The 15,286-nt window shown below is 72.6% G+C and carries 9 protein-coding genes and 1 pseudogene; 4 read left to right on the top strand and 6 right to left on the bottom strand.

Features of this window, described 5'->3' with window-relative positions; translation table 11 throughout:
* Positions 1–25: 25 nt before the first annotated feature.
* The gene (locus ACIP4Y_RS05300) at positions 26–637 is read right to left on the bottom strand and encodes a TetR/AcrR family transcriptional regulator (RefSeq protein WP_358637376.1); all 612 of its coding nucleotides are present in this window, start codon (positions 635–637) and stop codon (positions 26–28) included.
* A 26-nt stretch (positions 638–663) separates the two neighbouring features.
* The gene (locus ACIP4Y_RS05295) at positions 664–1,449 is read right to left on the bottom strand and encodes an SDR family oxidoreductase (protein WP_401387919.1); all 786 of its coding nucleotides are present in this window, start codon (positions 1,447–1,449) and stop codon (positions 664–666) included.
* Between the two features lie 66 nt (positions 1,450–1,515).
* On the opposite strand from ACIP4Y_RS05295, the gene ACIP4Y_RS05290 reads away from it, so the two are divergent.
* Positions 1,516–2,655 carry an acyl-CoA dehydrogenase family protein gene (locus ACIP4Y_RS05290; RefSeq protein ID WP_401387916.1) on the top strand — a complete coding sequence of 380 codons (1,140 nt, stop codon included), beginning with the start codon at positions 1,516–1,518 and terminating at the stop codon, positions 2,653–2,655.
* A complete protein-coding gene (locus ACIP4Y_RS05285) occupies positions 2,655–3,608 on the top strand; it encodes an acyl-CoA dehydrogenase family protein (protein WP_401387913.1) in 954 nt (317 codons plus the stop codon). Before ACIP4Y_RS05290 ends, ACIP4Y_RS05285 begins: the two co-directional genes overlap by 1 nt.
* Here the strand turns inward: ACIP4Y_RS05285 and ACIP4Y_RS05280 are convergent.
* From ACIP4Y_RS05280 to ACIP4Y_RS05265, 4 genes are all read right to left on the bottom strand, one after another.
* Positions 3,605–4,351, bottom strand: coding sequence for a vWA domain-containing protein (locus tag ACIP4Y_RS05280; protein WP_401387910.1), 747 nt, complete (start codon positions 4,349–4,351; stop codon positions 3,605–3,607). The genes ACIP4Y_RS05285 and ACIP4Y_RS05280 overlap by 4 nt on opposite strands.
* Before the next feature lie 165 nt (positions 4,352–4,516).
* Positions 4,517–5,980 (bottom strand): glutamate synthase subunit beta, encoded by a 1,464-nt coding sequence (locus ACIP4Y_RS05275; RefSeq protein ID WP_358637385.1) that lies wholly within the window; start codon positions 5,978–5,980, stop codon positions 4,517–4,519.
* The gene (gene gltB / locus ACIP4Y_RS05270; RefSeq protein ID WP_401388684.1) at positions 5,973–10,484 is read right to left on the bottom strand and encodes a glutamate synthase large subunit; all 4,512 of its coding nucleotides are present in this window, start codon (positions 10,482–10,484) and stop codon (positions 5,973–5,975) included. Before gltB ends, ACIP4Y_RS05275 begins: the two co-directional genes overlap by 8 nt.
* Positions 10,485–11,004: 520 nt before the next feature.
* The gene (locus ACIP4Y_RS05265) at positions 11,005–11,736 is read right to left on the bottom strand and encodes a VIT1/CCC1 transporter family protein (protein WP_358637387.1); all 732 of its coding nucleotides are present in this window, start codon (positions 11,734–11,736) and stop codon (positions 11,005–11,007) included.
* 263 nt (positions 11,737–11,999) lie between these two features.
* On the opposite strand from ACIP4Y_RS05265, the pseudogene ACIP4Y_RS05260 reads away from it, so the two are divergent.
* Positions 12,000–12,990, top strand: a pseudogene (locus ACIP4Y_RS05260) (ADP-ribosylglycohydrolase family protein); the annotation flags it as partial.
* A 1,177-nt stretch (positions 12,991–14,167) separates the two neighbouring features.
* Positions 14,168–15,286, top strand: a complete 1,119-nt coding sequence (locus tag ACIP4Y_RS05255; RefSeq protein WP_401387905.1) for an ADP-ribosylglycohydrolase family protein — start codon at positions 14,168–14,170, stop codon at positions 15,284–15,286.

Genomic DNA, 15,286 nt, shown 5'->3' with positions numbered 1-15,286 from the left:
GGCAACTCCCTCTGAAGGAAAGGGGCTATTCGCGTACGGCGATCCCGTCCAGCACCATCGACAGGTACTGGCGGGCGATCTCCTCGGGGCTGTGCCGGCCGCCGGGCCGGTACCAGGAGGCGGCGACCCACACGGTGTCGCGCACGAACCGGTAGGTGAGCCGGACGTCCAGGTCCGCGCGGAAGACCCGCTCGGCGACCCCGCGTTCCAGCGTGCTCAGCCATGCCTTCTCGAACCGGCGCTGGGACTCGGCGAGAAAGGCGAACCGGTCCTGGGCGACGAGCTGTTTGCTCTCCTTCTGGTAGATCGCGACGGCGGCGCGGTGCCGGTCGATCTCCCGGAAGGACTCGGTGACCAGCGCCTCCAGCGTCTCGCGGGGTCCGAGTCCGGAGGCGAGGACGGTGTCGTAGCCGTCCCAGAGTTCGTCGAGGAAGGTCCGCAGGATCTCCTCGAGCATCGACTCCTTGGAATCGAAGTGGTAGTAGAGGCTGCCCGCGAGCATCCCGGCGTGGTCGGCGATCCGGCGGACGGTGGTGGCGTTGTAGCCGTGCTCGGCGAAGACCTCGGCGGCGGTGTTGAGGAGTTCTCCGCGCCGGGCCGCTGCCGCGGTCACCTGGGGCTTCTTCTTGGTCGGCACGCACCCATTGTGGTCTGCTCCGCTGCTCAGGGGTGCTGGCTGCTGACGGCGACGACCTCGCCGGTCATGTAGGAGGAGTAGCCGGAGGCGAGGAAGACGATCACGTTGGCCACCTCCCAGGGCTGTGCGTACCGCCCGTAGGCCTCCCGTTCGGCCAGTTCGGCGAGGAGTTCGGCGGAGGTGACCTTCGCCAGGTGCGGGTGCAGGGCGAGGCTGGGGGCGACCGCGTTGACGCGCACGCCGTAGGCGGCGGCCTCGACGGCCGCGCACCGGGTCAGCGCCATCACGCCGGCCTTGGCTGCGGCGTAGTGGGCCTGTCCGGCCTGGGCGCGCCAGCCGACGACGGAGGCGTTGTTGACGATGACCCCGCCGCCGGTGCCGCGCATGGCGCGCAAGGCGGCCCGGGTGCAGCGGAAGGTGCCGTTCAGGGTGACGTCCAGCACCCGGGACCACTGTTCGTCGGTCATGTCGACGAGGTCCGAAGTGCCGCCGAGACCGGCGTTGTTGACGACGACGTCCAGCCGGCCGTGCGCGGCCACGGCCGCGTCGAACAGGGCCCGCACCTGGGCCTCGTCGGTGACGTCGCACGGCAGTGCGGTGACCGCGCCGGGGAACTGGCGGCCCAGTTCCGCCTCGTGCTCCTTCAGCCGGCGCGAGTGGGCGTCGCTGATCAGCACCCGTGCGCCCTCTTCCAGGAACCGGCGGGCGGTGGCTCCGCCGATGCCGGTGCCGGCCGCCGCGGTGACGACGGCGGTGCGCCCGTGCAGCAGTCCGTGCCCGGGGACGTAGGCCGGGCTCTCGACGCCTGTCATAGGGCCACGCTAACCTACCAAACACTTGTTAGGGAAGGTGACCGGCACGGAAGGAAGGCGGCACCCGTGGACCTGACCCACTCCCCGGCCGACGAGGAGTTCCGCGCCGAGGCCCGGGCCTGGCTGCGCGCGCACGTCCCGCGCACGCCGCTGCCGTCCCTGGAGACGCAGGAGGGCTTCGCGGCCCACCGCGCATGGGAGGCCCGACTGGCCGCGGACCGCTGGTCGGTGGTGTCGTGGCCGGAGCGGTACGGCGGGCGGGACGCCGGACTGCTGCGCTGGCTGGTGTTCGAGGAGGAGTACTGGGCGGCGGGCGCACCGGGCCGGGTCGGCCAGAACGGCATCGGCCTGCTCGCGCCCACCCTGTTCGCCTACGGCACGCAGGAGCAACGCGCGCGCGTGCTGCCGCCGACGGCCACCGGCGAAGTGGTCTGGGCGCAGGCCTGGTCCGAGCCGGAAGCGGGCTCGGACCTCGCCGCGCTCACCTCCCGGGCGGTGCGGACGGACGGCGGCTGGCTGATCAGCGGGCAGAAGACGTGGTCCTCCCGCGCCGCGTTCGCCGACCGGGCCTTCGGCCTGTTCCGCAGCGACCCCGCGGCACCGAAACCGCACCAGGGGCTGACGTATCTGATGTTCGACCTGCGGGCCCCCGGCGTCACCGTCCGCCCGATCGGCCGCCTGGACGGCAAGCCGGCCTTCGCCGAGCTGTTCCTGGACGACGTGTTCGTCCCGGACGAGGACGTGATCGGCGAGCCGGGCCAGGGCTGGCGGATCGCGATGTCCGCGACGGCCGACGAACGCGGGCTCACCCTGCGCTCCCCCGGCCGCTTCCTGGCCTCCGCCGCGCGGCTGCACGAGCTGTGGCGGGCCCAGGGCTCGCCCGAGCACGCCCGGACCCGAGTGGCCGACGCCCTGATCGCGGCCCGCGCCTACCAGCTGTTCGCCTACGCCGCCGCCTCCCGGGTCCTGGACGGCGCCCGGCTCGGCCCCGAGTCCAGCATGAACAAGGTGTTCTGGTCCGAACTGGACCTCGCGCTGCACGAGACGGCACTCGACCTGCTGGGCGCGGAGGGCGAGCTCGCCGACGGCGCCTGGTCCGAGGGGTACGTCTTCTCCCTGGCCGGCCCCATCTACGCGGGCACGAACGAGATCCAGCGGGACATCGTCGCCGAGCGGCTGCTCGGTCTGCCGAAGGGACGCCGCTGATGCGCTTCCTCCTCGACGCCGAGCAGCGCGCCTTCGCCGACGCGCTGCGCGGAATGCTCACCGCCGCGGACACCCCGGCGGTGATCCGTGCCTGGAGCCGCGGCGACCACACACGCGGGCGCGCGCTGTGGGCGCGGCTCGCCGAGGCGGGGGTCTTCGGACTCGCGGTACCGGAGAAGTACGGCGGACTGGGCCCGCTTCCGGTGGAACTGGCCGTGGCCTTCGTCGAGTTGGGCCGGCACGCGGTGCCCGGCCCGCTCGCGGAGACGGTCGGGGCCGCCGTACTGCTCGAACAGCCCCCGCTGGCCCGGCGGTTCCTGCCCGGGCTCGCGGCCGGGGCGGACCTGGCGACCGTGGCGGCGCCCGGCGGTTACGCCGTCGACGGCGACGCGGCCTCGCTGCGGCTGTGCCCGGCCCCCGACGGCCTGTACCTCACCACGGCGGACCCCGGCCCGGTGCGCCGCTCACTGGACCCGGCCCGCCGGCTGACCCGGCTCACGCCCGCCGGTGAACTCCTCAGCCGGGACGCACCCCACGACCGGGCGCTCACCTGGACCCGCCTGGCCACCGCCGCCCAGGCCCTCGGTGTCGGCCTCGCCCTGCTCGACCGGACCGTCGCCCATGTCAGGCAGCGCACGCAGTTCGGGGTCTCCATCGGCTCCTTCCAGGCCGTCAGGCACCGCCTGGCCGACGCGAAGACGGCCCTGGAGTTCGCCCGCCCGCTGGTCTTCGGCGCGGCACTGTCGCTGCGCCCGGCCGAGGTGGCCGCCGCCAAGCTCACCGCGTGCGAGGCGGCGTACGGGACGGCCCGTACGGCGCTGCACCTGCACGGCGCGATCGGCTACACGGCGGAGTACGACCTGTCGCTGTGGCTCACCAAGGCGCGGGCCCTGCGCTCGGCGTGGGGGACGCCGCAGGAGTGCCGGGACCTGGTGCTCGCGGCGGGGCTCTAGGAGGCGGCCGGCACCGTCGGCGCACCGGGTACGACGCCCGCGGCGCGCGCGGCCGACAGCCACGCCGGGAACTCGCCGACGAGCCGGTCGTACAGCTCGGCGTCGGAGACCCGGCGCGGGTCCTGGCCGGCGTGGAAGAAGCCGGCGTTGTCCACGATCCGCTTGCCGGGGACCGCCAGGTCGTCCAGCTTCCGCAGGAACTCGAACTGCCGGCTGCCCGGGTCGCCGAAGCCGACGAACTGCCAGAAGAGGGGGAGCCTGGCCGCCTTGCAGAGATAGCGTTCGGCGGCGAGCTTGTTGACCGGGCCGCCGTCGGTCTGGAAGACGACGAGGGCGGGGGCGGTCGCGCCGCTGTCCAGGTAGTGGTCGATGACGGCGTCCATCGCCAGGTGGTAGCTCGTTCTCCCCATGTGCCCGAGCCCGGCCACGATCCGCTCGATGCGGCCCTCGTGCTCGGCGAGAGCGATGTCGGTGACCGCGTCGACGTCGGTGGAGAAGAACACCACGGGCACCCGTCCGTCGTCGTCCAGGTGCGCCGACAGGCCCAGCACCCGGTCGGCGAGGGCCTGCACGCTGCCGTCCTGGTAGTACGGCCTCATCGAGCCCGAGTAGTCGACCACGAGATAGACGGCGGCCCGCAGCCCGTCCAGGCCGTGCTTGCGCAGGGACACCCCCGCCGACCGGTAGGCGCCGACGAGCGCGGGCGCGGTCTCCTCCACCTTGCGCAGGCTGAGCGCGGCCATGGTCTCCCCCCTGGGCTGGTCGGACGCCCGAGCGTACCGGTACGACGGATATGCGACGACGCCTGCCCAGTCGTCCGGTCGGGGACAGGCGGGCAGGCGCCGTTCATGTTCCGTACGCCGTTGTACGGGACGTCTGTAAGGGACCTGGGGTCCGTTGTGCGCGCGTCAGACCGCCAGGGCGCGGTCCGTCGGGCGGATCGGGGCTGGCAGGTCGCTGGCTCCGGTCAGGAAGCGGTCGACTCCGCGGGCGGCCGAGCGGCCCTCCGCGATCGCCCACACGATGAGGGACTGGCCGCGGCCGGCGTCACCGGCGACGAACACACCCGGCACGTTGGTCTGGAAGTCGGCGTCGCGGGCGATGTTACCGCGTTCGTCGAGGTCCAGGCCGAACTGCTCCACCAGGCCGTTCTCCCGGTCGGTGCCGGTGAAGCCCATGGCGAGGGTGACCAGCTGGGCGGGGATCTTGCGCTCCGTGCCCGGCTTCGGGGTCAGCTTGCCGTCGATGAACTCCACCTCGGACAGGTGCAGCCACTGGACGTTGCCGTCCTCGTCGCCCTCGAAGTGGGTGGTGGAGACGGAGTAGACCCGCTCGCCGCCCTCCTCGTGCGCGCTGGTGACCTTGTAGAGCATCGGGAAGGTCGGCCAGGGCTGGTTCGTCGGGTGCCGCTCGTCGTTCGGGCGGGGCATGATCTCCAGCTGGGTGACGGAGGCCGCGCCCTGGCGGTGGGCGGTGCCCACGCAGTCCGCGCCGGTGTCGCCGCCGCCGATGACGACGACGTGCTTGCCCTCGGCCGAGATCGGCGCGGTGACGTAGTCACCCTCCTGGACCTTGTTGGCCAGCGGCAGGTACTCCATCGCCTGGTAGATGCCCTTGAGCTCGCGGCCCGGCACCGGCAGGTCACGCGCGGTCGTGGAACCGGCGGCGATCACGATCGCGTCGTACCGCTTCTTCAGGTCGCGCGCGTTGACGTCGCGGCCGACCTCCACACCGGTGCGGAAGCGGGTGCCCTCCGCGCGCATCTGCTCGATACGGCGGTTGATGTGCCGCTTCTCCATCTTGAACTCGGGGATGCCGTACCGGAGGAGGCCTCCGATGCGGTCCGCGCGCTCGTAGACGGCGACCGTGTGGCCGGCCCGGGTCAGCTGCTGGGCGGCGGCGAGACCCGCCGGACCCGAGCCGATGACCGCGACCGTCTTGCCGGACAGTCGCTCCGGGATCTGCGGGGCGACGTCCCCGGTCTCCCACGCCTTGTCGATGATCGAGACCTCGACGTTCTTGATGGTCACCGGCGGCTGGTTGATGCCGAGCACGCACGCCGACTCGCAGGGGGCCGGGCAGAGGCGACCGGTGAACTCCGGGAAGTTGTTGGTCGCGTGCAGGCGCTCCTGGGCCGCGGCCCAGTCCTCGCGGTAGGCGTAGTCGTTCCACTCGGGGATCAGGTTCCCCAGCGGACAGCCGTTGTGGCAGAACGGGATGCCGCAGTCCATGCAGCGGCTGGCCTGCTTGCTGATGATCGGCAGCAGGGAGCCGGGGACGTAGACCTCGTTCCAGTCCTTGACGCGCTCGGCGACGGGACGGGTCTTGGCGACCTCACGGCCGTGGTTCAGGAAGCCCTTCGGGTCAGCCATTGATCGCCGCCTCCATCATCTTCTCGGTGATCTCGGTCTGGGACAGACCGGCTCGCTCGGCGGCGTCCTTGGCGGCGAGCACTGCCTTGTACGTGCTGGGGATGATCTTGCTGAACCGCTCCACGGCCGCGTCCCAGTCGGCGAGCAGCTTCTCGGCGACCGTCGAGCCGGTCTCCTCGGCGTGGCGGCGCACCACGTCGTGCAGCCACTGCTTGTCCGTGTCGTCCAGCGCCTCGACCGACTCGACGTTGCCGATGTTGACGTTGTCGCGGTCGAGGTCGATGACGTAGGCGATACCGCCGGACATGCCCGCCGCGAAGTTGCGGCCGGTCGGGCCGAGGACGACCGCGTGACCGCCGGTCATGTACTCGCAGCCGTGGTCGCCCACGCCCTCGGAGACGACCAGCGCGCCGGAGTTGCGGACGCAGAACCGCTCACCGGTACGGCCGCGCAGGAACAGCTCGCCGCCGGTGGCGCCGTAGGCGATGGTGTTGCCCGCGATGGTCGAGTACTCGGCGAGGTGGTCGGCGGCCCGGTCCGGGCGGACGACGATCCGGCCGCCGGACAGGCCCTTGCCGACGTAGTCGTTGGCGTCGCCCTCCAGGCGCAGCGTGACACCGCGCGGCAGGAACGCACCGAAGGACTGGCCGGCCGAGCCCGTGAAGGTGATGTCGATGGTGTCGTCGGGCAGACCCGCGCCACCGAACTTCTTCGTCACCTCGTGGCCGAGCATGGTGCCGACCGTGCGGTTGATGTTGCGGATGGCGACCTGGGCGCGCACCGGCTGGGCCTCGGTCGCGTCGTTCGCGGCCAGGGCGTCGGCGGCGAGCTTGATCAGCTCGTTGTCCAGGGCCTTCTCCAGGCCGTGGTCCTGGGCGGCGATCTGGTGGCGGACGGCGCCCTCGGGCAGGTCCGGCACGTGGAACAGCGGCTCCAGGTCCAGGCCCTGCGCCTTCCAGTGGTCGACCGCACGCTCGACGTCCAGCACCTCGGCGTGGCCGACGGCCTCCTCGATGGAGCGGAAGCCCAGCTCCGCGAGCAGCTCGCGGACCTCCTCGGCGATGAACCGGAAGAAGTTCACCACGTGCTCGGCCTTGCCGGCGAAGCGGTCGCGCAGGGCCGGGTTCTGGGTGGCGATGCCGACCGGGCAGGTGTCCAGGTGGCAGACGCGCATCATCACGCAGCCGGAGACGACCAGCGGAGCGGTCGCGAAACCGAACTCCTCGGCGCCGAGCAGCGCGGCGATGACCACGTCACGGCCGGTCTTCAGCTGGCCGTCGGTCTGCACGACGATCCGGTCGCGCAGGCCGTTGAGCAGCAGGGTCTGCTGGGTCTCGGCGAGGCCCAGCTCCCAGGGGCCGCCCGCGTGCTTCAGCGAGGTCAGCGGGGAGGCGCCCGTACCGCCGTCGTGGCCGGAGATGAGCACCACGTCCGCGTGCGCCTTGGAGACACCCGCGGCGACCGTGCCGACGCCGACCTCGGAGACCAGCTTCACGTGGATCCGCGCCTGCGGGTTCGCGTTCTTCAGGTCGTGGATCAGCTGGGCCAGGTCCTCGATGGAGTAGATGTCGTGGTGCGGCGGCGGGGAGATCAGGCCCACGCCCGGCGTCGAGTGACGCGTCTTGGCGACCCACGGGTAGACCTTGTGGCCGGGCAGCTGGCCGCCCTCGCCGGGCTTGGCGCCCTGGGCCATCTTGATCTGGATGTCGTCCGCGTTGACCAGGTACTCGGAGGTCACGCCGAAGCGGCCGGAGGCCACCTGCTTGATCGCCGAGCGGCGCGCCGGGTCGTACAGGCGCTCCGGGTCCTCGCCGCCCTCACCGGTGTTGGACTTGCCGCCCAGCTGGTTCATGGCGATCGCGAGGGTCTCGTGCGCCTCCTTGGAGATGGAGCCGTACGACATGGCGCCCGTGGAGAAGCGCTTGACGATCTCGGAGACCGGCTCGACCTCGTCGACCGGGATGGGACCGCGGTCGGACTTGAAGCCGAACAGGCCGCGCAGCGTCATCAGGCGCTCGGACTGCTCGTTCACCCGGGACGTGTACTTCTTGAAGATGTCGTAGCGGCCCGTGCGCGTGGAGTGCTGGAGACGGAAGACCGTCTCCGGGTCGAACAGGTGCGGCTCGCCCTCGCGGCGCCACTGGTACTCGCCGCCGATCTCCAGCGCGCGGTGCGCAGGAGCGATGCCGGAGGCCGGGTAGGCCTTGGCGTGGCGGGCGGCGACCTCCTTGGCGATGACGTCGATGCCGACGCCGCCGATCTTGGTGGCGGTGCCGTTGAAGTACTTCTCCACGAAGGCCTCGTCCAGGCCGACGGCCTCGAAGACCTGGGCGCCGCGGTAGGAGGCGACGGTGGAGATGCCCATCTTGGACATGACCTTCAGAACGCCCTTGCCGAGGGCGTAGATCAGGTTCTTGATGGCCTTCTCGGGCTCGAGCCCGTTCAGGAAGGTGCCCGCGCGCAGCAGGTCCTCGACGGACTCCATCGCCAGGTACGGGTTGACGGCGGCGGCGCCGTAGCCGATGAGCAGGGCGACGTGGTGGACCTCGCGGACGTCGCCGGCCTCGACCAGCAGGCCCACCTGGGTGCGCTGCTTGGTGCGGATGAGGTGGTGGTGGACGGCCGCGGTGAGCAGCAGCGACGGGATCGGCGCGTGCTCGGCGTCGGAGTGGCGGTCCGACAGGACGATCAGGCGGGCGCCGTTCTCGATCGCCGCGTCGGCCTCGGCGTAGATCTCCTCGATGCGCGCGGCGAGCGCGTCACCGCCGCCGGAGACCCGGTACAGGCCGGACAGGGTCGCGGCCTTGAAGCCGGGCATGTCGCCGTCGGCGTTGATGTGGATGAGCTTGGCCAGCTCGTCGTTGTCGATCACCGGGAAGGGCAGGGTGACCGAGCGGCAGGAGGCGGCCGTCGGGTCCAGCAGGTTGCCCTCCGGGCCCAGCGACGAGCGCAGGGAGGTGACCAGCTCCTCGCGGATCGCGTCCAGCGGCGGGTTGGTGACCTGCGCGAACAGCTGGGTGAAGTAGTCGAAGAGCAGCCGCGGGCGCTCGGACAGGGCCGCGATCGGCGAGTCCGTGCCCATGGAGCCGATCGGCTCGGCGCCGGTGCGGGCCATCGGGGCGAGGATGACGCGCAGCTCCTCCTCGGTGTACCCGAAGGTCTGCTGGCGGCGGGTGACCGAGGCATGGGTGTGGACGATGTGCTCGCGCTCGGGCAGGTCGCCCAGCTCGATCTCGCCGGCCTCCAGCCACTCGGCGTACGGCTTCTCGGCGGCCAGGGACGCCTTGATCTCGTCGTCCTCGACGATGCGGTGCTCGGCGGTGTCGACGAGGAACATGCGGCCGGGCTGCAGGCGGCCCTTGCGGACGACCTTGGCCGGGTCGATGTCGAGGACGCCGACCTCGGAGCCGAGGACGACGAGGCCCTCGTCGGTGACCCAGTAGCGGCCGGGGCGCAGGCCGTTGCGGTCGAGCACGGCGCCGACCTGGGTGCCGTCGGTGAAGGTGACGCAGGCGGGGCCGTCCCAGGGCTCCATCATCGTGGAGTGGAACTGGTAGAAGGCGCGCCGGGCCGGGTCCATGGAGGCGTGGTTCTCCCACGCCTCGGGGATCATCATCAGCACGGAGTGCGGCAGCGAACGGCCGCCCAGGTGCAGCAGCTCCAGGACCTCGTCGAAGGAGGCGGAGTCGGAGGCGTCCGGCGTACAGACCGGGAAGATGCGGTCCAGCTTCTCCTGCGGGCCGAACAGGTCGGAGACCAGCTGCGACTCGCGGGCGACCATCCAGTTGCGGTTGCCCTTGACGGTGTTGATCTCACCGTTGTGCGCGACGAAGCGGTACGGGTGTGCCAGGGGCCACGACGGGAAGGTGTTCGTGGAGAACCGGGAGTGCACGAGCGCGATCGCGGAGGCGAAGCGGCGGTCGGACAGGTCCGGGAAGAAGGGCTCCAGCTGGCCGGTGGTCAGCATGCCCTTGTAGACGATCGTCCGCGCCGACAGGGAGGGGAAGTACACCCCGGCCTCGCGCTCGGCGCGCTTGCGCAGCACGAAGGCCCTGCGGTCCAGCGCGATGCCCTCGCTGGACCCGTCGGTGACGAAGACCTGCCGGAACACCGGCATGGTGGAGCGGGCGGTGGCACCCAGCAGCTCGGGAGCGACCGGGACCTCGCGCCAGCCGAGGACGGTGAGGCCCTCTTCGCCGGCGATCGTCTCGATACGTGAGACGGCGTCCTCGGTCCCCACCTCCGGCAGGAACGCGATGCCTACCGCGTAGGCACCGGCCGCGGGAAGGTCGAATCCGGCCACTTCACGGAAGAAGGCGTCCGGCACCTGGGAGAGGATGCCCGCGCCGTCGCCGGAGTCGGGCTCGGAGCCGGTGGCACCCCGGTGCTCCAGGTTGCGCAGGACGGTGAGGGCCTGCTCGACCAGGGTGTGGGACGCCTCGCCGGTGAGAGTGGCGACGAAACCGACGCCGCACGCGTCGTGTTCGTTGCGGGGGTCGTACATACCCTGCGCAGCAGGGCGAGCATCCATGAACGACCAGTTCTGGCCGTTCTCGGAATGCTGGGACGGCTGGCGCGGCGTACGCATCGGCTCTCCCGTCGTCGTCATGTGGCATGTGGCAGGTGCCGAGGGACGACGTTGGCCCTCTGCGTGAGATCTGCGATGAGATCAAAATTTCGTGCAGGTTACATGATGGAGCGGTTCTCGGGAACCGGATACACCGTTCCAGCATGCGGACGCCGCGGTCGCGGCGGAGGTGCCGCGCGGAGGCGGCGCGTGCCGTGCGGTGACGGCGGTTGCCGCGCGGTGGCGGCCCAGGTTTTCGGGGGGACCGTTACGGACGAGATCGGTCGGATCGGCGTCCGGCGGCCCGGGAGGGGGCGGGGCGAGCGTCTTCGCCCACCCGCAGGGGTGCGGCGGGCGTCATTGCCCGCAGCGCTTACGGCTCATGCCCATTCGTCAAGCGCTCGAAACCAGCGAGTAACGGGTACTTATGCGGCCCATCGCATACGTACCGGCCGGGCTATCCTACGGCCGTTCCGAACAGGGTGCCCAGGGCGTACGTCACACCGGCCGCCGCACCGCCGAGCGCGAGCTGCCGCAGGCCGCTGAACCACCAGGACCGCGCCGTCACCTTGGCCACGACGGCACCGCAGCCGAAGAGCCCGGCGAGGGCGAGCAGCACGGCGGGCCACAGCGCGGTGGCGCCGAGCAGGTACGGCAGGAGGGGCAGCAGGGCGCCGAGGGCGAACGAGCCGAAGGACGACACGGCGGCGACCAGCGGCGAGGGCAGGTCGCCCGGGTCGATGCCCAGCTCCTCGCGGGCGTGGATCTCCAGGGCCTGCTCGGGGTCCTTGGACAGCTGCCGGGCGACCTGCCGGGCCAGCTCCGGCTCGACCCCGCGCGCCACGTACAGCGCGGCCAGCTCGTCCTCCTCGTCCTGCGGGTGCTTGCGCAGCTCGCGGCGCTCGACGTCGAGTTCGGCCTCGACGAGTTCCCGCTGGGAGGCGACGGAGGTGTACTCCCCGGCCGCCATGGAGAAGGCGCCGGCGGCGAGCCCCGCGAGACCGGTGAGGACGATGGTGTGCTGGCTCACGGCTCCGCCGGCCACGCCCGTCATCAGGGCGAGGTTGGAGACGAGCCCGTCCATGGCGCCGAAGACGGCGGGCCGCAGCCAGCCCCCGTTCACATCGCGGTGCGTGTGGTTGTCGCGGTGCGCCACGTGCAGCGCGGCCTCGGTTTCGATGATGGCCATGCGGGCCCCCCAGGGAAGCTTAGCCAAAGCTAACTTTGGACGACATCTACTTTTCGACAACACTGAACTTACGCTCATCATTCCGCCTCCGCCAGCAAGGAAAGGCTGGGCTAACCTGCACGTTCACTTGCGAGCGCTCACATGTGCGATTGATCGCTCAGATGCCGAGCGGGTGACAGAGGCCCACCCCGCGCTCGGCCGGACCCCTCCCGTGGGACACATCGGCAAAGGGTCCCGTGCGACCCCGCCGAAGGAGGCCGCCCATGGCATCGATCGCCTGCACTCCCCCGGTTCCGGCGCCCGGGGAGGCCGCCGGACTGCGCGAGCGGGCCCGCGGTGCACTGCTCGGCCTGGCCGTCGGGGACGCGCTGGGGGCACCCGCGGAGAACCTCAGGCCCTCCGAGATCCGGGCCCGCTGGGGACGCATCACCGGGTACGTCAGCGAGCAGCCGTGCGGCACGGACGACACCGAGTACGCGATCTTCTCCGGGCTGCTGCTGGCCCGGCACGGCTCGGCGCTCACCCCGGCGCATGTGGAGGCGGCCTGGCACGAGTGGATCGCCGACCGGGCCGAGGGCCCCTTCCGCGGCGCGGGCTTCAGCGAGCGGGGCACGCTGGAGAACCTGCGCCGCGGTCTCGTCGCCCCCATCTCGGCCCAGCACCGGCACGCCTGGAGCGACGGCCTGGCGATGCGTGCGGCGCCGTTCGGGGTGTTCGCCGCCGGGCGGCCCTCCGAGGCGGCCCGGCTGGTGGCCATCGACGGCTCGGTCAGCCACGAGGGCGAGGGGATCTACGGCGGCCAGGCGGTCGCGGCGGGGGTGGCGGCGGCGATGACCGGCGCGTCCGTCCCGGTGGTGATCGCCGCGGCCTTGGCGGTGGTCCCCGACGACTCCTGGACCGCGCGTTCCCTGCGCCGCGCGGTGGCCGTCGCCCACCGCGGCGAACGCGCGGTCCGCTCCGCGGTCGTCATCGGCGGCTACCCCTGGACCGACCTGGCCCCCGAAGCGGTAGCCCTCGCCTTCGGCGCGTACGCGGCGGCCGACGGCGACTTCCGGGAGGCGGTCCTGACGGCCGTCAACATGGGCCGCGACGCCGACACCACGGCAGCGGTCGCAGGCGCCCTCTCCGGCGCCACCCAGGGCCTCTCCGCCATCCCCTCCCCCTGGGCGACCGCCATCACCCCGGCCCGCGGCCACTGCTTGCCGTCGGTGGCGGGACATCACGTACTGGAGGTCGCGGAGTTGCTGGTGGTCGGGGGTGCGGGGGCGGGGGTCGAGGCGACAGGAGTTCCGCCGACGGTCCTGCCGGCCGTGGTGGCGCCGGTAGCCATGCCGAACGAGGCGACGCCACCGGGGCTGCCGCCGGGGGCGGCGCCGGCCGAGGCGACACCGACGGGGCTACCGCCCGGGGCGACGCCGACCGGGGTGACACTGACGGGGCTACCGCCCGGGGCGGCGCCGGCCGAGGCGGCACTAACGGGGCTACCGCCCGGGTCGACGCTGGCCGAGGCGACACTGACGGAGCTACCGCCCGGGACGACGCCGACCGAGGCGACACTGACGGAACTACCGCCCGGGACGACGCCGACCGAGGCGACACTGACGGAACTACCGCCCGGGTCGGCCCCGGCCGAGGTGACACTGACGGGGCCGCCATCGAAGGCGGCGCCGGACGGCGTGACACCGGCCGGGGCAGTGCCGGACGGGGCGATGCCGCGAGTTCCACCCGTGGCGGCGACGCACAACAGCACCCCAGCCGACGCACTGCCGAAGGCAGCGACGGACGACGTGACACTAACGGGGCCGCCATCGAAGGCGGCGCCGGACGGCGTGACACCGGCCGGGGCAGTGCCGGACGGAGCGATGCCGCGAGTTCCACCCGTGGCGGCGACGCACAACAGCACCCCAGCCGACGCACCGCCGAAGGCAGCGACGGACGACGTGACACTAACGGGGCCGCCACCGAAGGCGGCGCCGGATGACGTGACACCGGCCGGGGCAGTGCCGGACGGGGCGATGCCGCGAGTTCCACCCGTGGCGGCGACGCACAACAGCACCCCAGCCGACGCACTGCCGAAGGCAGCGACGGACGACGTGACACTGACGGGGCTACCGCCGAAGGCAGCGACGGACGAGGTGACACTGACGGCGCTGCCACCGAAGGCGGCGCCGGATGACGTGACACCGGCCGGGGTGCTGCCGGGGCCGGTGCCGGACGGGCCGGCGCGGGCCGGGCTGCCGGGGCCGGGGCCGGATGGGGAACGGTTGCTCCCTCCGGCCACCAGCCAGTTGACCGAGCCCCTCCCGCCCTCCCCCTCCGCCTCCCAGCCGACCGAGTCGGGTGGTGGGTGGGCAGGGGAGCGGGGGTCCAGGGGGCGGAGCCCCCTGGTGGGGGCCGGGAATGCCGGGCAAGGGGACAGCGAGGGGCGGGCATGACAGCGCGCCGTATCGAGGGGCTCCTCCTCGGCCTGGCCGCAGGAGACGCCGCCGGCTGGCCCGCGGCCCGGCACCGCGCCGCCCGGATGCCCGAGTGGACCCGCCGCCTCACCCGCGAACTGGACACCTTCGCCGAGCAGAACGCCACCACCACCCTCCCCGTGCCGATCGCCCTCAACCAACCCCCCGAACCCCTCCGCCTCGGCCCCTCCGACGACGCCGAGTGGGCGGTGTTCGCCGCGGAGGCGGTCCTGCGGGCCGGCGACGACGACGTCCTCGGCGACCTCAGCCGGGCCCGCCGTATGCGCGCCGCCATCGATCTCACCTGGACCGCCGTGGCCTCCGAGGTCGCCGCCGCCGCGGACCGCGCCCCGGAGATCGAGTCCGCCGTACTGCCGCTGCGCGCCCGCATCTCCGTCCGCGCCGGCCTCGGCAACCTCGCCACCGGCCTGCGCCCGCCCGCCACCGGCCACGACAACCCGCACTACTTCGACGACGCGGCCTGCGTCCGTGCCTGCGTCCTCGCCGTGGCCCACCCCGGCGACCCGCAACAGGCCGCCGCGCTCGCCGAGTTCGACGCCCGCTACACCCAGGACGGCGACGGCGTGCACGGCGCCCGGGCCATGGCGGCGGCCCTCTCCCTCGCCCTCACCGGCGCTGCACCGGACACCTGCGTGACCGCCGCGCTCGCCGAGCTGCCCGCGGACACGGAGATCGGCCGCAACACCCGCCACGCCCTCGCCCTGGCCGAGGACAGCGACTCCGCGTTCGCCCTCGTCCCCCTCCTGGAGCACCAGATCGTCGACCACGTCTACAGCTACGGCATCGCCGCCGCCGAGACCGTCCCCGTCGCGCTCGCCCTGGCCACCGCCGCCCGGGGCCGGATCGCCGAGGCCGTGCCGGCCGCCGTCTGCCTGTCCCGGGTCGCCGACTCCGCCCCCGCCCTGGCGGGCGCCCTCACCGGTGCCCTCGGCGGCGGCGCGGCCATCCCGGAGACCTGGCGGGACGCCTGCCGTACCCTGCCCGGCTGCACCCTGCCCCGCCTCACCGGCACCGACCTGGTGGAACTCGCCGGACTCCTGGAAGCCGCACAACCGGCCCGCCCAGGAGGATGA

It is taken from the genome of Streptomyces sp. NPDC088810, from assembly GCF_044750305.1.
GTDB lineage: Bacteria > Actinomycetota > Actinomycetes > Streptomycetales > Streptomycetaceae > Streptomyces.
Note: the sequence above shows the minus strand (reverse complement) of the source record. Positions and strands in the feature narration are given on the sequence as shown.

Bases quoted from the DNA above. Each gene is read 5' to 3' on its own strand.
- ACIP4Y_RS05295 (WP_401387919.1), bottom strand. From the start codon at position 1,449: ATGACAGGCGTCGAGAGCCCGGCCTACGTCCCCGGGCACGGACTGCTG.
- ACIP4Y_RS05285 (WP_401387913.1), top strand. From the start codon at position 2,655: ATGCGCTTCCTCCTCGACGCCGAGCAGCGCGCCTTCGCCGACGCGCTG.
- ACIP4Y_RS05280 (WP_401387910.1), bottom strand. From the start codon at position 4,351: ATGGCCGCGCTCAGCCTGCGCAAGGTGGAGGAGACCGCGCCCGCGCTC.
- ACIP4Y_RS05275 (WP_358637385.1), bottom strand. From the start codon at position 5,980: ATGGCTGACCCGAAGGGCTTCCTGAACCACGGCCGTGAGGTCGCCAAG.
- gltB (WP_401388684.1), bottom strand. From the start codon at position 10,484: ATGTACGACCCCCGCAACGAACACGACGCGTGCGGCGTCGGTTTCGTC.
- ACIP4Y_RS05265 (WP_358637387.1), bottom strand. From the start codon at position 11,736: ATGGCCATCATCGAAACCGAGGCCGCGCTGCACGTGGCGCACCGCGAC.
- ACIP4Y_RS05255 (WP_401387905.1), top strand. From the start codon at position 14,168: ATGACAGCGCGCCGTATCGAGGGGCTCCTCCTCGGCCTGGCCGCAGGA.